The organism is Orenia metallireducens (genome assembly GCF_001693735.1).
Classification (GTDB): Bacteria; Bacillota; Halanaerobiia; order Halobacteroidales; family Halobacteroidaceae; genus Orenia; species Orenia metallireducens.
In genome coordinates this window covers 129,893-148,601 of sequence record NZ_LWDV01000010.1, presented here as the reverse complement: position 1 = coordinate 148,601, position 18,709 = coordinate 129,893, and the positions used below count along the sequence as shown (strand labels likewise).

16 protein-coding genes and 1 tRNA gene are annotated in these 18,709 nt (G+C 32.9%); 11 read left to right on the top strand and 6 right to left on the bottom strand.

Annotation, left to right across the window (positions count from 1 at the left end; all coding sequences use genetic code 11):
• The first annotated feature begins 133 nt into the window (after positions 1 to 133).
• Positions 134 to 1,840, top strand: coding sequence for an alpha/beta hydrolase-fold protein (locus U472_RS12865; protein WP_068719157.1), 1,707 nt, complete (start codon positions 134 to 136; stop codon positions 1,838 to 1,840).
• A 14-nt stretch (positions 1,841 to 1,854) separates the two neighbouring features.
• Here the strand turns inward: U472_RS12865 and U472_RS12860 are convergent, their stop codons facing one another.
• The gene (locus U472_RS12860) at positions 1,855 to 2,382 is read right to left on the bottom strand and encodes a hypothetical protein (RefSeq protein ID WP_068719156.1); all 528 of its coding nucleotides are present in this window, start codon (positions 2,380 to 2,382) and stop codon (positions 1,855 to 1,857) included.
• Positions 2,383 to 2,549: 167 nt separating this feature from the next.
• On the opposite strand from U472_RS12860, the gene nadD reads away from it, so the two are divergent.
• From nadD to U472_RS12810, 10 genes are all read left to right on the top strand, one after another.
• A complete protein-coding gene (gene nadD, locus U472_RS12855; RefSeq protein WP_068719155.1) occupies positions 2,550 to 3,155 on the top strand; it encodes a nicotinate-nucleotide adenylyltransferase in 606 nt (201 codons plus the stop codon).
• A 615-nt stretch (positions 3,156 to 3,770) separates the two neighbouring features.
• Complete coding sequence (locus U472_RS12850) at positions 3,771 to 5,354, top strand: DEAD/DEAH box helicase (RefSeq protein WP_068719154.1); 1,584 nt, start codon at positions 3,771 to 3,773, stop codon at positions 5,352 to 5,354.
• Positions 5,355 to 5,885: 531 nt separating this feature from the next.
• The gene (gene yqeK, locus U472_RS12845; protein ID WP_068719152.1) at positions 5,886 to 6,449 is read left to right on the top strand and encodes a bis(5'-nucleosyl)-tetraphosphatase (symmetrical) YqeK; all 564 of its coding nucleotides are present in this window, start codon (positions 5,886 to 5,888) and stop codon (positions 6,447 to 6,449) included.
• A gap of 93 nt (positions 6,450 to 6,542) precedes the next feature.
• Positions 6,543 to 7,757 carry an LCP family protein gene (locus U472_RS12840; protein ID WP_068719150.1) on the top strand — a complete coding sequence of 405 codons (1,215 nt, stop codon included), beginning with the start codon at positions 6,543 to 6,545 and terminating at the stop codon, positions 7,755 to 7,757.
• A gap of 66 nt (positions 7,758 to 7,823) precedes the next feature.
• Positions 7,824 to 8,168, top strand: coding sequence for a ribosome silencing factor (rsfS, locus tag U472_RS12835; protein WP_068719787.1), 345 nt, complete (start codon positions 7,824 to 7,826; stop codon positions 8,166 to 8,168).
• Positions 8,169 to 8,441: 273 nt separating this feature from the next.
• Positions 8,442 to 8,517, top strand: a tRNA-Ala gene (locus U472_RS12830).
• 199 nt (positions 8,518 to 8,716) lie between these two features.
• Entirely contained in the window at positions 8,717 to 11,191 is a 2,475-nt protein-coding gene (gene leuS, locus U472_RS12825) for a leucine--tRNA ligase (protein WP_068719148.1), read from the top strand.
• Positions 11,192 to 11,267: 76 nt separating this feature from the next.
• The gene (locus U472_RS12820; protein WP_068719146.1) at positions 11,268 to 12,827 is read left to right on the top strand and encodes a hypothetical protein; all 1,560 of its coding nucleotides are present in this window, start codon (positions 11,268 to 11,270) and stop codon (positions 12,825 to 12,827) included.
• 405 nt (positions 12,828 to 13,232) lie between these two features.
• A complete protein-coding gene (locus tag U472_RS12815; RefSeq protein ID WP_068719144.1) occupies positions 13,233 to 13,865 on the top strand; it encodes a helix-hairpin-helix domain-containing protein in 633 nt (210 codons plus the stop codon).
• On the top strand, positions 13,855 to 16,197 hold the full coding sequence (locus U472_RS12810) for a DNA internalization-related competence protein ComEC/Rec2 (protein ID WP_068719142.1): 2,343 nt from the start codon (positions 13,855 to 13,857) through the stop codon (positions 16,195 to 16,197). The genes U472_RS12815 and U472_RS12810 overlap by 11 nt, the downstream gene beginning before the upstream one ends.
• A gap of 145 nt (positions 16,198 to 16,342) precedes the next feature.
• Here U472_RS12810 and U472_RS16400 read toward each other — a convergent pair whose 3' ends face one another.
• From U472_RS16400 to U472_RS12785, 5 genes are all read right to left on the bottom strand, one after another.
• Positions 16,343 to 16,984, bottom strand: coding sequence for a CAP domain-containing protein (locus U472_RS16400; protein WP_245684813.1), 642 nt, complete (start codon positions 16,982 to 16,984; stop codon positions 16,343 to 16,345).
• 275 nt (positions 16,985 to 17,259) lie between these two features.
• On the bottom strand, positions 17,260 to 17,475 hold the full coding sequence (locus U472_RS12800) for an alpha/beta-type small acid-soluble spore protein (RefSeq protein WP_083189920.1): 216 nt from the start codon (positions 17,473 to 17,475) through the stop codon (positions 17,260 to 17,262).
• A 53-nt stretch (positions 17,476 to 17,528) separates the two neighbouring features.
• Entirely contained in the window at positions 17,529 to 17,846 is a 318-nt protein-coding gene (locus U472_RS12795; RefSeq protein WP_083189919.1) for an alpha/beta-type small acid-soluble spore protein, read from the bottom strand.
• A 53-nt stretch (positions 17,847 to 17,899) separates the two neighbouring features.
• Entirely contained in the window at positions 17,900 to 18,217 is a 318-nt protein-coding gene (locus U472_RS12790) for an alpha/beta-type small acid-soluble spore protein (RefSeq protein WP_083189919.1), read from the bottom strand.
• Between the two features lie 53 nt (positions 18,218 to 18,270).
• Positions 18,271 to 18,588 (bottom strand): alpha/beta-type small acid-soluble spore protein, encoded by a 318-nt coding sequence (locus tag U472_RS12785; protein ID WP_083189918.1) that lies wholly within the window; start codon positions 18,586 to 18,588, stop codon positions 18,271 to 18,273.
• Between the last annotated feature and the right edge of the window lie 121 nt (positions 18,589 to 18,709).

Below are 18,709 nucleotides of genomic sequence, written 5' to 3'. Positions count from 1 at the left end.
TTAAAATTATTCACACTAGTATAGTTATTTGATATATATAATAAGCCCTAATTATAAAAGAGAGGTAGGTGAAAAATGTCAACTTATAGGAGAAAGAATAGCGATTTAGTTAAATATAAGTTGACAAAAATAAATGAAAAGAGTTATAGTATTCTTTTTATCTTTATTATTGACATTTTTATTAGTGGCTTGTAAATCTGGAGATAGTAATTCAAAAGCTGTAGTAAGTAATAGTCCTAGCTTTAGCAACCTTAACTTACTCCAAGAGTTTGATGAATTTGAAAGTAAGATAGATAAGATATCTAGTATTAATAAAAAAGAGAGAGAAATTGATAAATTGGTAAAGAAAATTGGAGTAGGAAATTTTCCTTTAGTTCAAGACAATAATGTGCTTTTTGTCTATAGAGCAGATTCTAAAGATAATAATATAGCTTTTATAAGTGATTTAAGTGATTGGAAAAAGATAAGGATGGAGCAATTAGCTAATAGTAGTTTATATTATCTGCAGATTAAAGTTCCAGAAGATTCACGTTTTGACTATAAATTTGTGATAGATGGAGAATTTAAAAATGATCCACTCAATAACAATGTGGTGGTAAGTAGTGTATTTGGTCTTAACAGCCAAGTAATGATGCCCAAATATGACAGCCAGGGGTATTGGAGAGATGATGTAGAGCTAGAGAAGGGTACTCTTAATAGGGATGTAGTTGGAGATGTAGAGATACTTATCTATTTACCAGTAGGTTATAAAGAGAACTCTGCTAAGAAATATCCAGTACTATATTTTATCGGTGGAGATAAGTATTTGGAATATGGAGGTATTACTAATACTCTTGATAAGATGATTGCTAAAGATAAGATTGATCAAGTTATTGGAGTATTTATCAATTCTAAGGATTTATCCTCTGAAAATAATTTAAGCAGTTTGCTTATTAAAAGAATAATTACTCATCTTGATAGAGAATACCCTACTATAGATGATATAAGTAAGAGAATCTTAATAGGATATGATATCTTTGCAGAGCTGGCTCTTCGTACTATTTTAGAGGATAATGGAGTTGTTGCTAGTTACCTTGGGCAATCACCTTTATTATCTGAGGAAAGTATTAGATTATTAGTAGACAACCCTAAAAAGAATATCCGCTTCTATTTACATTGGGGAGAATTTGCTAATCAACAGAATCTAATAAATAACTTTAAATTGGTCAAAGAGTTGAAAGAGCAAGGCTATCATTATAAAGCTGAAAGCAATCTAGATGGGAATGATTGGGGTAATTGGAGGGAAAATATTGCTCAGGGATTAGAGTATATCTTATCTGATAAGCAACCTGTCAGTGGAGTTGATAGATTAGTAATCAAGGAAGATTTTGCTGGTGAATATCCCAACTATTTTGAAATAGAAAATGATGAGAGTGTAATAATTGAACAAGGAGATGGAAACTATCAGATTGCCTTTAAAGATACTAGTTTTGTTAAGATATGTGATTATAAATTTGCTAACTTTAATTTAGAATTGGATTTAAAGATATTAAGTGATTATCCCTTTGCTTTGGTATTCTCTGGAGAGGAGAATTATACTTTAATGGTTGATCCTCAACAGGGACTATTCACTATTTTTGGTGATAGCGGTAAAGAAGTATACAAAAAAGAGATTGATAATTTATTGCCAGTTAAGAGTATTAAACTTGTAGCTAAAGAGAATAAATTGGATATAGATTTAAATGGTCAAGATTTAGGAAAAATTAATTTTTCTACACAGACAAGTAAGTACTTATCTATCTTAGGGGTTAAGGGAACTAAAGTGAAGTTCAACAACTTATTTATAGAGGAAGAATTTTAAGAGCAACTGATTAATCAGTTGCTCTTTCTTATCTCTATTAGCTTTGTGGGGATATCAGCAGTATAGATATATTCAGCTTGGAATTGCCCCTGATAATTTTCAAAAGGGATAGCCACTGCAATTTCTCTAACTTTATCCCAAAATTCTTCTGGTACAGAGTAATCTTTATTTAATTGTAATATGCTATCAGCGATAAAGTGGGGAAAAGCATATAATTTATTTAAGTTTAATTTATTGATATTTACTTCTATATGGATATCTTGATTGATAGGCTCACCCCAAAAGTAGATCCCCAAAGGTCTTTGTACCTTATCATCGATAAAATTGGTTATATCTCTGGGATTTTTAGCATTCTTTAAGCCTTCTCTCTTAATGATCTCTATAGCTTCTGTGAGTGCTGCTTGGTTATCCTCATTGATAAAGTGGTATAATCTATCGGGAATATACTCTGGTTTTGGCATCTGGTAGTACAAACTTTCAAATTTTAATAGCTTCTCTTCCTGCTCGATAGGTGATAAAGTTCTTTTCTTAGTTTTGAGCATTTTACTTCCTCCTCTAATTAAAATTTTATCCAAAATCGATTAAAAATATTTAAGTTATCCCCTTGAGGATATTTGAATCTTAGTATAAGATAATAGTTGTATTATGCTGATTTAAGTTTATTTAACGGATTTTTATTAATTCTTAGATATAGATTGGGAGTGAAGTAATGGAGAAGAAACAGAAAGTGATTGGAATCATGGGTGGTACCTTCGATCCGATTCATAATGGACATTTATTGACAGCAGAATGTGCTGCTTATCAATATAATTTGGATGAGGTAATCTTTGTGCCATCAGGAAATCCCCCACATAAGGTAGAGAAGAGAATTACCGATGCTGAGGATAGATATCTGATGTGTATGTTGGCTATTATGAGTAATCCCAAGTTTAGAGTATCTAGAATGGAGATTGATAGAGTCGGCTTATCTTACACAATAGATACAGTAAGAGAGTTTAAAAAGCTATATCCTGAGGCTAAAATCTACTTTATTACTGGTTCTGATGCAATTTTAGAGATATTTACTTGGAAAGATCCTGAAGATTTATTACAAGAGGCTGAGTTTATTGCTGCTACACGACCTGGTTATTGTTTGTCAGAGCTGGGGCAGGATATTTATGATTCTTATCTTAATAGTATACATCCTTTAGAGATTCCTGGTTTAGCAATCTCTTCAACAGATATCAGAGAGAGAATAATTCAGGGTAGACCCATTAAGTATCAATTACCAGAGACAGTAGAGATGTACATTAAGAAGCATAATCTATATAAATAGTAATTAGTGGATAGGAAAAATTCGGTCGGGAATTTTTCCTTCACGAAGAGTCACAGGACTCGTAGAAAGAGTGAAGAGATTTGATAATGATTAGTGTTTCACTGGTCACTCGTTACCCGTTACTCGTAACTGGGATTAATCACAAATATTATAGACTAACAGTTGATTTTACTGGTGAACCTATAAATTAATTGCAAAAAATTATATTTGTGTTATGATAAAGGAGAACGTTAAAAATAATAACAGTTGGTTTTTAAGTTGGTATATAGCTTCAGTAGAATTCATAAACACTATTTATTTCAGGTGATTTCATAATAAAAGTAGGTTTGAGATTTTATATGACTTTATAATAAGGCTACATATAGAGCATTATTCTTATAGAAATTTTATGAAATTGAATGTGTTGATACATAGTTTTGGTGTGTGTCAGCAGTATAAGTGTATAGTGTAGTTGGCTATTTAGTTTTCCTTAATGAATTTAGCTGAGATAATTGAGCTTGATGATGAGTAAGGTAGTTGCTAAAAAGTTTGAATTTATACAATTATTTATTATCAGATGCACATATTATATATCATAAGGAAGCTGACTAACAGAAAAGGAAGTGTAATAATTATATGGAAACAAAAAGATTTGATGAGTTAAACTTATCTGAAGAGATAAGAAAAGCAGTTGAGGATATGGGGTTTGAAGAAGCTACTCCAATCCAGACACAGTCTATTCCGCATATATTATCTGGAAGAGATGTAATTGGACAAGCTCAAACTGGGACAGGTAAGACTGCTGCTTTTGGAATTCCTGCCTTAGAGAATGTTGATGAAAATGATAAGAATGTACAATCACTTATTTTATGTCCTACAAGAGAATTAGCTATTCAAGTAGCTGAAGAGTTAAAGAGGCTTGCCAAATATAAAAGACAGGTGAAGATTGTACCGATATATGGCGGGCAGTCTATTAATCGTCAGATTAAAGCTTTGAAAAAAGGTGTACAGATTATAATTGGAACACCTGGACGGGTTATGGATCATATGAGACGCCGTACTTTAAAATTAGATGATTTAAAGATGATTATTTTAGATGAAGCTGACGAAATGCTGAATATGGGCTTTAGAGAGGATATAGAAACTATCTTAAAAGGTATTGAAGGAGATAGACAGACAATATTCTTCTCAGCAACTATGCCAAAGCCTATCTTAGATTTAAGAAAGAAATATCAAAAGGATCCTCAACTAGTTAAGGTGGTACATAAGAAATTAACTGTACCAAATATAGAACAAGGATACTTTGAAGTTAAGAACAGAAACAAACTAGAAGTTACGACACGCTTAATCGATATTTATAATCCTAAACTCTCTATAATCTTCTGTAATACTAGAAGACAAGTTGATGAACTTGTAATTCAATTGCAAGCTCGTGGTTACTTTGTAGATGGGTTACATGGTGGTCTTAATCAACCACAAAGGGATAAAGTTATGAGTAAATTTAAAGCTGGTACTGTAGAAATCTTAGTGGCTACTGATGTGGCAGCTAGAGGTATTGATATTGATGATATAGAGTTAGTATTTAATTATGACCTTCCTCAAGATGAGGAGTATTATGTTCATAGAATCGGTAGAACAGGTCGTGCTGGTAGAACAGGTCGTGCTTTTACCTTTGTATCAGGTAAAGAGGTTTATAAGCTAAGAAGAATACAAAAATATACAAAAACTAAGATAGAGAGAATGCATGTACCATCAGCTAGTGATGTAGAAGAGATTAAGATGAAACTTCTTCTAGAGGATGTATTTAATATCTTAGAGGGGGAAAAGTTATCTAAAGAGATTAAGATGATTGAAGAATTAATTGAGGAAGATTATACTTCAATCGATGTAGCAGCAGCCTTATTAAAGCTGTTAATTGAAAAAGATAATAATAAAGAAGAGGAAGAGATTGAAGACTTTGGTGATACTGGTGCTGAACCGGGAATGGTTAGATTATTTATCAATATCGGTAAAAAGCAGAAGATTAGCCCAGCTGATATTCTAGGAGCAATTGCTGGAGAAACTAGTATCTCTGGAGATTTGGTTGGGTTGATTGATATTTTTGATAGATTCACTTTTGTAGAGGTACCAAGAGAATATGCTAGTGAAGTTATAAGTGTTATGAAAAACAATACAATTAAAGGTAAGACTATAGATATAGAACCAGCTAACCCAAGATAAAGTTCAGTAATGGGTAACCAGTGACTAGTAACTAGTAACGAGTGATGAATTTAAAATATTATAAGTTTTAGTTTGGACTTGTAAATATTATATAAAGACCTAATAAGAAGTTGCCAAATCGGCAACTTCTTATTATAATATCAACTAAATTAGTATACAACGGTTAAGTTTAAAAAGTTTTTGAATCGAAGGAAATTAATGTTTGAACGAAGTAAGTGTTTTAAAAAGATAATATTTGAATTAGGATTCAAATATTTGTTAAATTAAATAGATATTGATTGCCTAGTGAGTGGGCTGATTTTGCCACGGAGAGTCTTGGTTTTTAGACTCGTAGGTATAATTTTCTTCTAGATCTTTTGGTAACTTATCCAGCAATGGCAAAAGTTACTCGGGAAAAGGCTGGTAAGCCTTCCTGAAAGATGTTTTGATGATTTTATTTATTTTTAAAAAGTACCGAAAAATATATTATTCAAATTTAATGAGCAGAATATCTATCTACATAAGACAAAGATTTGTAAGGAGGGAATAATAATGACTGAAAACCAAGCAATAGAAAGACTATCAACAATGATTGGTGAGAAGAGGTTAAAGCATACTTTGGGAGTCAGAGATACTGCCATTGAGCTTGCTAAAGAGCATAATGTTGATGTTGAGAAAGCAAGGTGGGCTGCCCTATTACATGATTGTGCTAAGAAAATATCCAATAATCTCCTATTGCAAAGAGCAGAGGAGTTTGGTATAGTGATAGATGATATTTGTAAAAGGGTTCCTGCTTTATTGCATGCTCCTGTAGGGGCTGAGATTGCCAAAAGGGAGTTTGGAATTGATGATGAAGATATTTTAAATGCAATCTCTTTGCATACTTTAGGTCATAAAGATATGACCACTCTAGATAAGATTATATTCTTAGCTGATTATATTGAGCCTAATAGGGACTGTAAAGCAATTAATCAGTTAAGAGAAGATATAGAAGGTAAGTCATTAGATGAAGCTATACAGATGGCTTGTGAGAATACAATCAAGTATAATTTAGAAGAGGGTAGGGTTATTCACCCTCAAAGTATTGAATTAAGGAATTCATTAATTAGTGATTAGTAAATGGTGACTAGAATTAGTGATTGGTAAGTAATTTAAGATTAGTTTCTAATCACTCTTAACTAATGACAAAATTAGAGAGGAAGTGGGATTATGTCCCTAAAAACTAAGGTGACAAAATTTGTTCTGTTGGCTTTAGTCATCTGTTTGGTAGTTGTAGGGGCAGGTCTATTAACTTTTAGCTTTATGTTAAATAGAACAACTAAAGTAGAAGAGTCTAATGAGAGTAATTCAACTCCTATAGTAAAGGAGAATGATTTAGATGATAATAAACTAAATATTCTCCTCTTGGGTTCTGACTCAAAATATAAAGGTCATACTCGGGCTGATACTATCATAATTGCTAGTATTGATTTATCAGAGCAGAAGGTAGGGATTATTTCTATTCCTAGAGATACGAGGGTAAAGCTAGCAGATCGTAATAGTTATAATAAGATTAATGCTGCTTATTCTTATGATGGGGTAGAGCTGACTCAGAGAAGTATAGAGGATTTATTACAAATTAAGATTGACCATTATTTACAGGTCGATTATCAAGGTTTTATAGATATGGTCAATACCTTAGATGGTATAGAAATAGAGATAGAGAAGGATCTTTATTATGTAGATCAAGCTGATAATCTCTATATTGATTTGAAAGCCGGAAGGAGAAAGTTATATGGTGAGGATGCCCTATCTTATGTACGCTTTAGACATGATGCTTTAGGTGATCTTGGTAGAATTGAAAGGCAACAGAAGTTCTTGAAGGCAGCATTAGATAAGATTTTAGATGTTAAGACTTTACTCAAGGCTCCAGAATTGGTTAAAGATTTTAGTCAAAATGTTAAGACTGACTTAGGTCTAAGTAAGATGTTAAAATTAGCATCTTTTATTCCTAATTTCAGTCTAGAAGAGATTGAAATGGTAATGTTGCCAGGGGAACCTAAGTATATTGGTGGAGTCAGCTACTGGCTACCCCATAAAGAGGAAACTAGAGTACTAGTTAATACTTTAATCAGAGATAAATCTTATTTAAATCATAAAGAGCTACAATTGGTTATTTTAAATGGAAGTGGTCAACAAGGAATAGCTAATAATGTTGCTGGTTTATTAGAAAAGCAAGGCTATTTTATTAAGAGGGTAGGAAATGCTGACCGTTTTAATTATTCTAAGACTACAATTGTTGCTCCTCAAGAGCAATTAGCTAATCTAGAGGACTTATCTAATTATCTAAAGAGTGAATTAATTGTAGGAGAAGAACCAGAGATTAAGATAATTATAGGTCAAGATATAGACCATATTAGAGCAAAACAAGGAATTATGAGTTGAATACAGAATAAATAGTTTAATATAGGATATTATATAGATTTATTAGGAGGTTATATGGTGAAGGAGATCAACACAGAAGAATTGGCAAAAAAGGTTGCTGAAGCTGCAGATGATAAAAAGGCAGAAGATATTAAGGTCTTAGATATGAGAGGAGTCTCTATTTTAGCAGATTACTTTATTATCTGTAGTGGAGCAGCCGATACACAAGTTAGAGCTATTATCAATTCTGTTGAAGATGCCCTTGAAGCTGAAGGGGTATATGTTAAAAATAAAGAAGGTATCGATGAAGGGAGATGGGCGGTCTTAGATTATGCTGATGTTATTGTCCATGTCTTCCACAAAGATGAAAGAGATCATTATCAATTAGAGAAATTATGGGGAGATGCCACAGAGGTTACTTGGCAGAAGTAAGTATAAGTCTAAGTTTAAGATCAAGGATAAGTTTTAGCTGTTAATTAGGCTCAAGCTTAGACTTATCCTAAATCTCAGCCTTAACAATATTTTCCCTTGACAAAAATTATTGATTAATCTATAATAATTGTAGTTAAATATTGCTTTATGGCATGGAAGAGGAGTAGTAGGTATAAACTGAACTCGCCTCGGAGTCATATAGGTGAAGTAGTAGTAGTCTATACGGTTGACAACCGTTATCCTGTTCTATAAAGTGGGTATGTATATGGTTTTGGGGATATAGCTCAGTTGGGAGAGCGCTACACTGGCAGTGTAGAGGTCACCGGTTCGAGCCCGGTTATCTCCACCAATCTTTAATATACCAAATAGGGTGGTACCGCGAGGAACTCTCGTCCCTACTAAAGAGCTTATCTTTATTAGGGGTGAGGGTTTTTTGTGTATTAATATAAAATCAGACTGTATAGTCAATAGTATCAAGTACATAATATAAATATTTTTAAATATCAACTATTAAATCGCTATTAACTAAAAAACAGGAGGTTGAATTGATGAAAGGAAGATATGATTACAAAAATGTTGAGCCAAAATGGCAACAAAATTGGGAAGAGACTCAACTATATAAGAGTGAAATTACTAAAGCACCTAAGTATTATGTCTTAGAGATGTTTCCTTATCCATCTGGTAATTTACATATGGGGCATGTTAGAAATTATTCTTTAGGTGATGTTTTTGCTCGGTACAAAAGAATGGAAGGGTATAACGTATTGCATCCAATGGGCTGGGACTCCTTTGGACTTCCTGCTGAGAATGCAGCAATTAAGCATGGTATTCATCCTAATAGTTGGACTTGGGATAATATTGCTAATATGAGAAAGCAGTTTAAGATGTTAGGTTTAAGCTATGATTGGGATAGAGAGGTAGCTACTTGCCATCCTGACTATTATAAATGGACTCAATGGTTGTTCTTAGAGCTATATAAAGAAGGGCTAGCTTATAAGAAGAAGGCAAATGTTAACTGGTGTCCAAGCTGTCAAACAGTACTTGCTAATGAGCAGGTAGTTAATGGAGAGTGTGAACGTTGTGATAGTGAGGTAGTAGATAAAGACTTAGAACAATGGTTCTTTAAGATTACTGATTATGCAGAAGAGCTATTAAATGACCATAAATTATTGAAGAATTGGCCAGAACGGGTTAAGACGATGCAGAATAACTGGATTGGTCGTAGTGAAGGTGCTCAAATTAAATTCAAGATAAAGGATAGTGATGAAGAGATAGAGGTATTTACTACTCGGCCTGATACTATCTTTGGTGCTACATATATGGTATTGGCTCCTGAGCATCCATTGGTTAAGAAGTTAGTAACTGGTACTGATAAAGAAGAGGAAGTTATGAGCTTTATTGCTAAAATGAAGGAGCAAGATGAAGAAGAGAGAACTGGATCTGATGCTGAGAAATTGGGTGTAGATACAGGAATTAAAGCTATCAACCCTCTAACTGATGAAGAGATTCCAGTTATGATTGCAAATTATGTATTAATGGGATATGGAACTGGGGCTATTATGGCAGTGCCTGCTCATGACCAACGTGACTTTGAATTTGCTAAGAAGTATGATTTAGAGATTAAGGTTGTAGTTCAAGGAGAAGAAGAATTAAATGGAAGAGATTTGACTGAAGCTTATACAGAGAAGGGTAAGATTGTTAACTCTGACTTCTTAAATGGATTGAACTTTGAAAAAGCCTTTGCTGAGATTGTTGCTTATCTAGAAGAAGAGGGTATTGGTAAGAAGGAGGTTAATTATCGTTTAAGAGATTGGTTAATCTCTCGTCAAAGATACTGGGGGACTCCTATTCCAATGGTTTATTGTGATGATTGTGGAGTTGTGCCAGTACCAGCAGAGGATTTACCAGTAGAATTACCTACTAATGTAGAGTTCACAGGGCAAGGTCAATCACCGTTAGCCAATGTAGAAGACTTTGTTAATACTACTTGTCCAGAGTGTAGTAAAGCTGCTAAGCGAGAAGTAGATACAATGGATACTTTCGTTGATTCTTCTTGGTATTATATAAGATATACTTGCCCAGAATTATCTGATAAGATCGTTGATAAAGATAGAGCAAATTACTGGATGAATGTAGACCAGTATATTGGTGGAATTGAACATGCAATCTTACACTTGCTTTATGCGAGATTCTTCATGAAATTTATGAGTGACCAAGGGTTAGTTGACTATAAAGAGCCTTTTGATAACTTATTGACTCAAGGTATGGTCTTATTAGATGGTGCTAAGATGTCTAAATCTAAAGGGAATATCGTTGATCCTATGGAGATTTTAGAGAACTATGGTGCTGATGTAGCTAGATTATTTATCCTATTTGCTGCTCCACCAGAGAGAGATTTAGACTGGAGTGACGAGGGAGTTGAGGGTGCTGAACGCTTCTTAAATCGTGTTTGGAGATTGGTATCTGAGCATAGTAATGATCTTAAGGTAGCTACTGACGAATATTCATTAGACAATAAGTTAGAAAAAGAGTTACACCGCCAGTTACATGTGGCAATTAAGAGTGTAACTGTAGATATTGCAGAGCGTCAACAGTTCAATACTGCTATCAGTTCAATTATGGAGCTAGTTAATGCAACTTATAAGTATTTAAATGAAGTAGATAGTGAAGAGATAAATTATTCATTATATAGAGAGGTTGTAGAGACTATTATCTTATTATTAGCTCCCTTTGCACCACATATGACTGAAGAGTTATGGTCAGAGCTAGGATATAAGGAGAGTGTCCATCTACAGAGCTGGCCAGAATATGATGAGGAGGCTACTAAGAAGGATGAAATCACAATCGTTGTCCAAGTTAATGGTAAGGTAAGGGATAAGGTTGAAGTTGCTGCTGATATCGACCCTGAAGAGCTAAAAGGAATCGTTAAGGAGCAAGAGAAGGTACAAGAGTACCTTGAAGATAAGACAATCATTAAAGAAATTGTTGTTCCTAAGAGATTGGTTAATATTGTTGTAAAGTAGAATGATTCTTAGAGCTTGCATCTGTTAGATGTAAGCTTTTTCATGTTTTTATGAAGAAGTATAAGGGGAGAATAAGATGAGTGATAAAACACAAGGAAGTTATGAATATGCTAATATGGTTCTAATGGATAAGTTACTGGATTTCTTCAGTCTAGAAGGATACGCTGAAGAGTTGAGACCAGCACTTAATAATTTTATTCAAAGGCTTGGTTATGTCTTCTTAGAAGAGCTATCTAGAGAGGAGCATGATTTCTTCTTAACTACAGCCTTATTTGATTATCCTATAAGAGATAATAAGACGGTTATTCAACTTTTTAAGCAAGAGAAAAAAGTTGATCTACCTAAAGAAGGGGAAGCTATCTTAGAAGAACTATTGGACTTATCTTTAAGTATTTATCAGATAATAGATGCTAATGATAATAATGTTTATATGCTTTATGATTTTTATACTCAGAAAAGATTATTACTATCTTTGGATACTTTGGAGAAAGATTATGATGATATTATTCAGGTTGGGAATATTATAATTGCTAGGTTGGCTAAGATAGGGCATAAATATCAGCCAATAGGACCTTTTAATATTTTACCTGGTGATGCTAGAGAGTTAATCTTAAAAGAGGTTAATAACAGACTTAGCAATTACCAAGAGTCTTTAGATCTAGATCTTAATAAAGAAGAGTTGCTTAAAAGATTTTTTAAAAGTAATAGTTTAGAGATTTTTTATCTAGTGAATGAGATAGAAAACTCAATAGAGGAAGATTTATTGAACTTTCCAGAGGGAGAATACTATCCTAGTAAATTATACGAAGCAACTTATAAGGTTCAATCCAGAAATCTGGTAATAAATAGGTTATCATCTCACCCCAGTATAGAATATGACTCTTCAGAAGGTGGACTTGATTTTTTGGTTTGGATTTCAGATGAGCCAATTGACAGTGAGGGGCATGATTATAGAATTTATGGTAGGTTTATAATTGAGGATAATAAGATGTTATTCCATTCAGATATTTTAGAGAAGTTTGAGGAAGGAAAAGAGATAATTAAGAAGTTACTGAGTTTCTCAGTTATTTATGATAAAGAAAGGATTTTGAATATAAATAAAGATGATGCTATACCTGTTGAGATGCTAGAAAATATCTTAGAGACCCTACCAATAGACTTTGATGATAGTCTAGAAGGAGACAATATATTTGAACTTTTAGGTAGTTTTAAAGGAAGGCAACAACTTAACTTATTCTTAGATTTACTACAGATGCATGTAGAGGGCTTTGGAGAAGAATCTCAGGAGTTAGAAGCAATTGTGAGACTACAGAATTTAATAGATTTATATAAGAAAGAGGAGGGTTTTAAGGCTCAAGATGGTGTAGAGAAACTACTTGTAGAGACTATGAATGATTTTTATGATATAAATGAAATTAATGAAGCTCTATTATTATGGAGAGATTATAAGAAGTCTGTAAATGTAATAAGAGGTAGAGAGAAGAGTTGGGCAGGTGCTGTTGAGTATATTATCAGTGACTTTAGAGGATATGGACTTACTCAAGAAGAGGTTGCTCAAAAGTATAATGTTACTAGTGTTACTATCTCTAAAAAGTATCGAGAGATAGCTGATGCTTTGCGGTTATTTGAATTATAGGATTTAATTCTAAAGTTAAATTTAGATATGATGTTATATGGGTATATTGTGGTACTGTTTATAATTCAAACTCTCAGACCTCACCCTAATCCTCTCCTACCTTAGGAGAGGGAATAAAAGCAGATTTACTCCCTTTCTCCTATTCTTAGCAGAAGAACAATAAAAGAAGGATTTTCCCCTCTCGTTAGTTAAGGAGAGACTGGTTGTGTACGAAGAGTAATTGAACTGTATTACTCGTAGGGGGATTAAGGGGTGAGGTCTGAAAGTATCGCATCATCTCTATTAGTCTTACTTTAAATTCATATATCAATTTGCAAGGGCAACTGTAAGAGGTTGCTCTTTTTATATAGTAAATGGTATAAAAAATTGCTAACAGTCAACAATAAGCAATCAGGAGGTGAAGTGATGCTTAGAATTTGTAAGAAAGAAGATTATATCCTATTGGTGTTGATTATTGCGATTATTCTGGCTACTCTGTTATTATTCTTCAAGACTAGAAGCTTCAATACTGAAGATACTATTCAAATTAAAAGAAGTTCTGCAAGAGAAGAAATACTTAGCAAGGAAGAAAGGGTGGAAACTAAAAGGAGCTATCATAAAGAAGAGCCTAGAAAAACTAATGCTTTGATAGTACAGCTAGGTGGGGCTGTCAAAAATCCAGGAGTATATAAATGCCAAGTGGGAGAAAGAATCTATCAATTAGTAGAGAAGGCAGGAGGAGTTAGTGCTGAGGCAAATTTAGATAGTATAAATCTAGTTGATGAGGTTAAGGATGGAGAGAAAATTATTATACCTTTCAATAATGCTACTAAAGTAGCTGCTAGCCTACCAGCTCCCAAAGCTACTAATAAGGTAAATATTAATACTGCTAATAAAGAAGGATTACAACAATTAAAGGGAGTAGGTCCCTCGACGGCTGAGAAGATTATTAAATATCGACAAAATCAGGGAGGGTTTAGTAGTATAGAAGAACTAACTAACGTTCCTGGAATAGGACCTAAGACTTTGGAGAAACTCAAAAGTCAGATTGCTTATTAAACTCAATCGTCCCTTGCTTGAAGTATTTATTTTACTGGTATTAGGTTTGACTGTAGGAAATTATTTCTTATTAGATATTATTTCTCTAAATCTATTAGAGGGACTTGCTATCGTTTTAGTGTTTATTGCAAGTTATCTTTGGAAGCAGAGGTCAGCTAAGGTTAAAGTTATTATCTATTTTTTAATATTCTTATTGGGTTTTATTTATCTACAATCTGTAGAGTTAAGTTGGCAGAAGGATAGCTTAGGTGAAATAATAGGCAATAAGGTTAAACTAGTAGCTAAGGTTATAAGAATAGTGGATAAAGGTTATAGAAAGGAGTATCTTCTTACTGATATTAGGGGTGTTGATAGAGATATTTATAGTAATAAAGAGGTATTATTATCTACTTACAAGATAGACCCAAAGTTGCGATATGGTGATATAATCGAGGTTGATACTAAGCTAGAGTTAGCTAAGTCTCAAAGCAACCCCGGAGGATTCTCCTATCGTAAGTACTTAAAACAACAGGGGATTTATGGGATTGCAAAGGTGAATAGTTATGAAGATATTAGAGTTATAGCCAATAGAGCCAATTTTATAATAAGGACTTTATTTAATTTAAGGCAAAGAATTACAGTTTTAATTGAGGAATATTTTCCTCAACCTTATAATTATATTCTAGAAGCATTACTCTTAGGTGATAAATCTTTGTTGCCAGATAAAATAGAGGATAACTTTAGAAAGCTTGGCTTAAGCCACCTATTAGTTATCTCAGGATTTCATATTGGCTTGATAAGTTATCTGCTTTATTTAATCGGAAACAGGCTAAAGTTTTCTAAAAGATTGAACCTAATATTTAGTCTTATTTTTCTAACCTTCTACTTAATTATCACAGGTTGCCAACTGCCCAGTTTACGAGCTGTGCTACTAATTTTTTTAGTTCTACTAGGAAATTATTTAGAGAGAAGGGTAGATATCTATAATCTATTAGCTGGTGTAGGGATTGTTATAGTCTTGATTAATCCCTTTAGCCTATTTACAGTAAGCTTTCAGTTATCCTTTGGAGCGGTAGTAGCGATTAGTTATTTGACTCCTATTATCTCTAATTATTTACCACTCAAGAATGATAAGTTGAATAATTTAATTTCAGGATCTTTAGCAGCACAACTGGGATTATTACCGATATTAATTTATTATTTTTATGAAATTTCATTATTAAGTGTACTAAGTAATTTACTAATTATGCCTTTAATCAGTTTGGTTTTATGGCTTGGCGTCTTCTTTATTCTGCTTGCTTTAATTAAGATAACTATCATTGCTAAATTATTTGCTATTATAATTAGGGTAGTATTATTTCTGGTTTTAAGGATAGTTAATATGATAGTAGAGAATTTTGTTACTGTCTTATTAGTAGGAAAGCAAGCTATAGTTACAATAGTCCTTTATTACCTTATTGTTTATTCTTTAGTTAAAGTTTTAAAACCTAATTTAATTCCCTATAGCAAGAATTATAAATTACATGGTAAGCTTATTATTTTGATTATTGTTCTAATGTTAATTGTGCAATTAGGTTTTAGTGATGTTAATGGCTTAAAGATAATCATCTTATCTGTAGGAAATGGTGATGGAATTTATTTAGAAACTCCATCACATCAGAGAATTTTAATAGATGGTGGAGAAGATGGTAGAGAAATTATAGCATATCTAAAGTCTAGAGGTGTTAGAAGTTTGGACATGGTCTTTATATCCCATTTTCATGCTGACCATGTAGGTGGAATCATTGAATTAATTAAAGAGGTTAGAGTTGATAGAATCTTCTATCCACCAATATTAGAGGAAGATGAGATATCAAAAAAGTTCTTCAAGTTAGCAAAAAAGAAGAGAATAGAGGTCATTAAATTATTTAAAGGTGATAATGTTAAAGCTTCTCAAGTTGAATTTAAGGTGTTAGGTCCAGAGTTACCATTAATCAATGAAAGTCCAGCAAATAATAACTCTCTGGTCTTGAAACTGATTTATAAAGAATTTAAAGTATTATTCACAGGTGATTTAGAAGTGGAAGGAGAAGAGAGATTATTAGCCAATGGTGCTAATCTGAGCAGTATAATTTTAAAGGTAGGGCACCATGGGAGTGATACCTCAAGCTCTATAAGCTTTATTGATAAAGTTAACCCAGTTTTAGCGATTATTTCAGTTGGTAGGAATAATTATGGTCATCCTAGTAGGAAGATAATTAAAAGGTTTGGCAAAAGAGGAGTAAAGGTATTAAGAACAGATTATTCTGGAGCTGTTACTTTGTGGACTGATGGGCAGAGGTATAACTATCAAAAATTTTTATTAAATAAATAAGAGATAGCTACAGAATTAATTCTGTAGCTATAATGCAGAGTAGTATTTATATTTAGGTTTTTAATAAATATATTATAATGGTTTGGAAACCAGTAACAATTAAAAATTTTATTTTGGTAGTTGTTACTCGTCATCTGTGCTAATTTCAAGGTCTAATAAACATTTGTGTCCAATATGTTGTTCCATTTGCGTCTTTAGCTAGACCTACACCAATTTCAGTAAACTTTTCACTTAGAATATTTTTGCGATGTCCAGGAGAGTTCATCCAACTATTCATTACTGCCGCTGCTGTCTGTTGACCTTTGGCAATATTTTCACCAGCAGCAGTAAATTCTACACCAAATTGATTTAGCATCTCAAAAGGAGAACCATAAGTTGGTGATTGATGACTGAAGTATTTTTTATCACGCATATCCTCTGATTTACGCCTTGCAATATTGGAGACTTGAGAGTTATGTTTATAGGGTTGTAATCCCTGTTTTTGTCTCTCTACATTTACTAATCTAACCACTTCTTGTTCCAGAGCACTGATGCTTGCATCTGCTGCTGGAGCTTGATCTTGTTGAGGAGTCTCTTGTTGTGGTGTGTCTTCAGGCATATTCATATCTTCTTGAGGTGTTTGTGGTTTTTGATTCATATTATTGTCCATCTCAGGTTTTTGAGTTTCTGGTCTTCTATATTTAGTAAGTCTATCTCTTAATGCTTGTAACCTAGTTGTATTAAGATTAGGGATATAAACTTTATCTCCAGGATAGATCATATCAGGGTCTTCAAAATGTTTATTCATATTCAGAGTGTCCATAAAGTCAGCTTGGTATTTTTTACATATTGACCAGATAGTATCGCCTTTTTGCACTGTATATACATTTCTAGTTTGAGCATTTATAGAATTAACATTTAGAAGTAAACCACTTAGTAGGATACTCATAAAAATAAAATATTTCATTTTCTTCATTATAAATTTCTCCCTTCCAATCTATTTTATTTTTAGAAAATTAAATGAGCGATGATAGCACCGCTCATTTTCTATATTTAGTTGTATGAGGTTTTAAATCTTTATAATTAGCTTCCAGCTAGTTGATCTTCATAAGATTGAATCATTTTTTTAACCATTTGACCACCAACACTACCACATTCACGAGAAGTGATGTTACCCCAGTATCCAGATTTATACTCATCAGAGATATTTAACTCAGTGGCAGCTTCTAATTTGAATTTGTCTAAAGCTTGTATAGCCATTGGGTTTAAAACTCTATTACTGTTATTACGAATACCCATAACTTATCAGCTCCTTTTAGTAGTTTAATTAGTAGCATAATTTAATAGTATGATTATTGTTGAGGAACGAAGTTACCAGCTTTAGCAGCTAAATTATAATCATTGTTATTGTCATTAGTAGTAGCAGTGGTGTTAGTAGCAGTGAATCCAGCATTAGCACCATTAGCTAATTGATCTTCATAAGATTGAATCATCTTTTTAACCATTTGACCACCAACAGCACCACATTCACGAGAAGTGATGTTACCCCAGTATCCAGATTTATACTCATTAGAGATATTTAACTCAGTGGCAGCTTCTAATTTGAATTTGTCTAAAGCTTGCATAGCCATTGGATTCAAAATTCTATTACTGTTATTACGAATACCCATAATTTATCAGCTCCTTTTAGTAGTTTAATTAGTAGTATAATTTAATAGTATGATTATTGTTGAGGAACGAAGTTACCAGCTTTAGCAGCTAAGTTGTAATCATTGTTATTGTCATTAGTAGTAGCAGTGGTGTTAGTAGCAGTGAATCCAGCATTAGCACCATTAGCTAATTGATCTTCATAAGATTGAATCATCTTTTTAACCATTTGACCACCAACAGCACCACATTCACGAGAAGTGATGTTACCCCAGTATCCAGATTTATACTCATTAGAGATATTTAACTCAGTGGCAGCTTCTAATTTGAATTTGTCTAAAGCTTGCATAGCCATTGGATTCAAAATTCTATTACTGTTATTACGAATACCCATAATTTATCAGCTCCTTTTAGTAGTTTAATTAGTAGTATAATTTAATAGTATGATTATTGTTGAGGAACGAAGTTACCAGCTTTAGCAGCTAAGTTGTAATCATTGTTATTGTCATTAGTAGTAGCAGTGGTGTTAGTAGCAGTGAATCCAGCATTAGCACCATTAGCTAATTGATCCTCATAAGATTGAATCATCTTTTTAACCATTTGACCACCAACAGCACCACATTCACGAGAAGTGATGTTACCCCAGTATCCAGATTTATACTCATTAGAGATATTTAACTCAGTGGCAGCTTCTAATTTGAATTTGTCTAAAGCTTGTATAGCCATTGGATTTAAAACTCTGTTACTATTATTTCTAACGCTCATCTTTGTCACCTCCTTTTTAACTTTGTACTCTTATTGTGTGTTCTTTGTTTTGATGATATACTAGCAATTTTTATATAAAAAACAAAATAATAATAAAAATTATATATAGATAGTGAAAAAG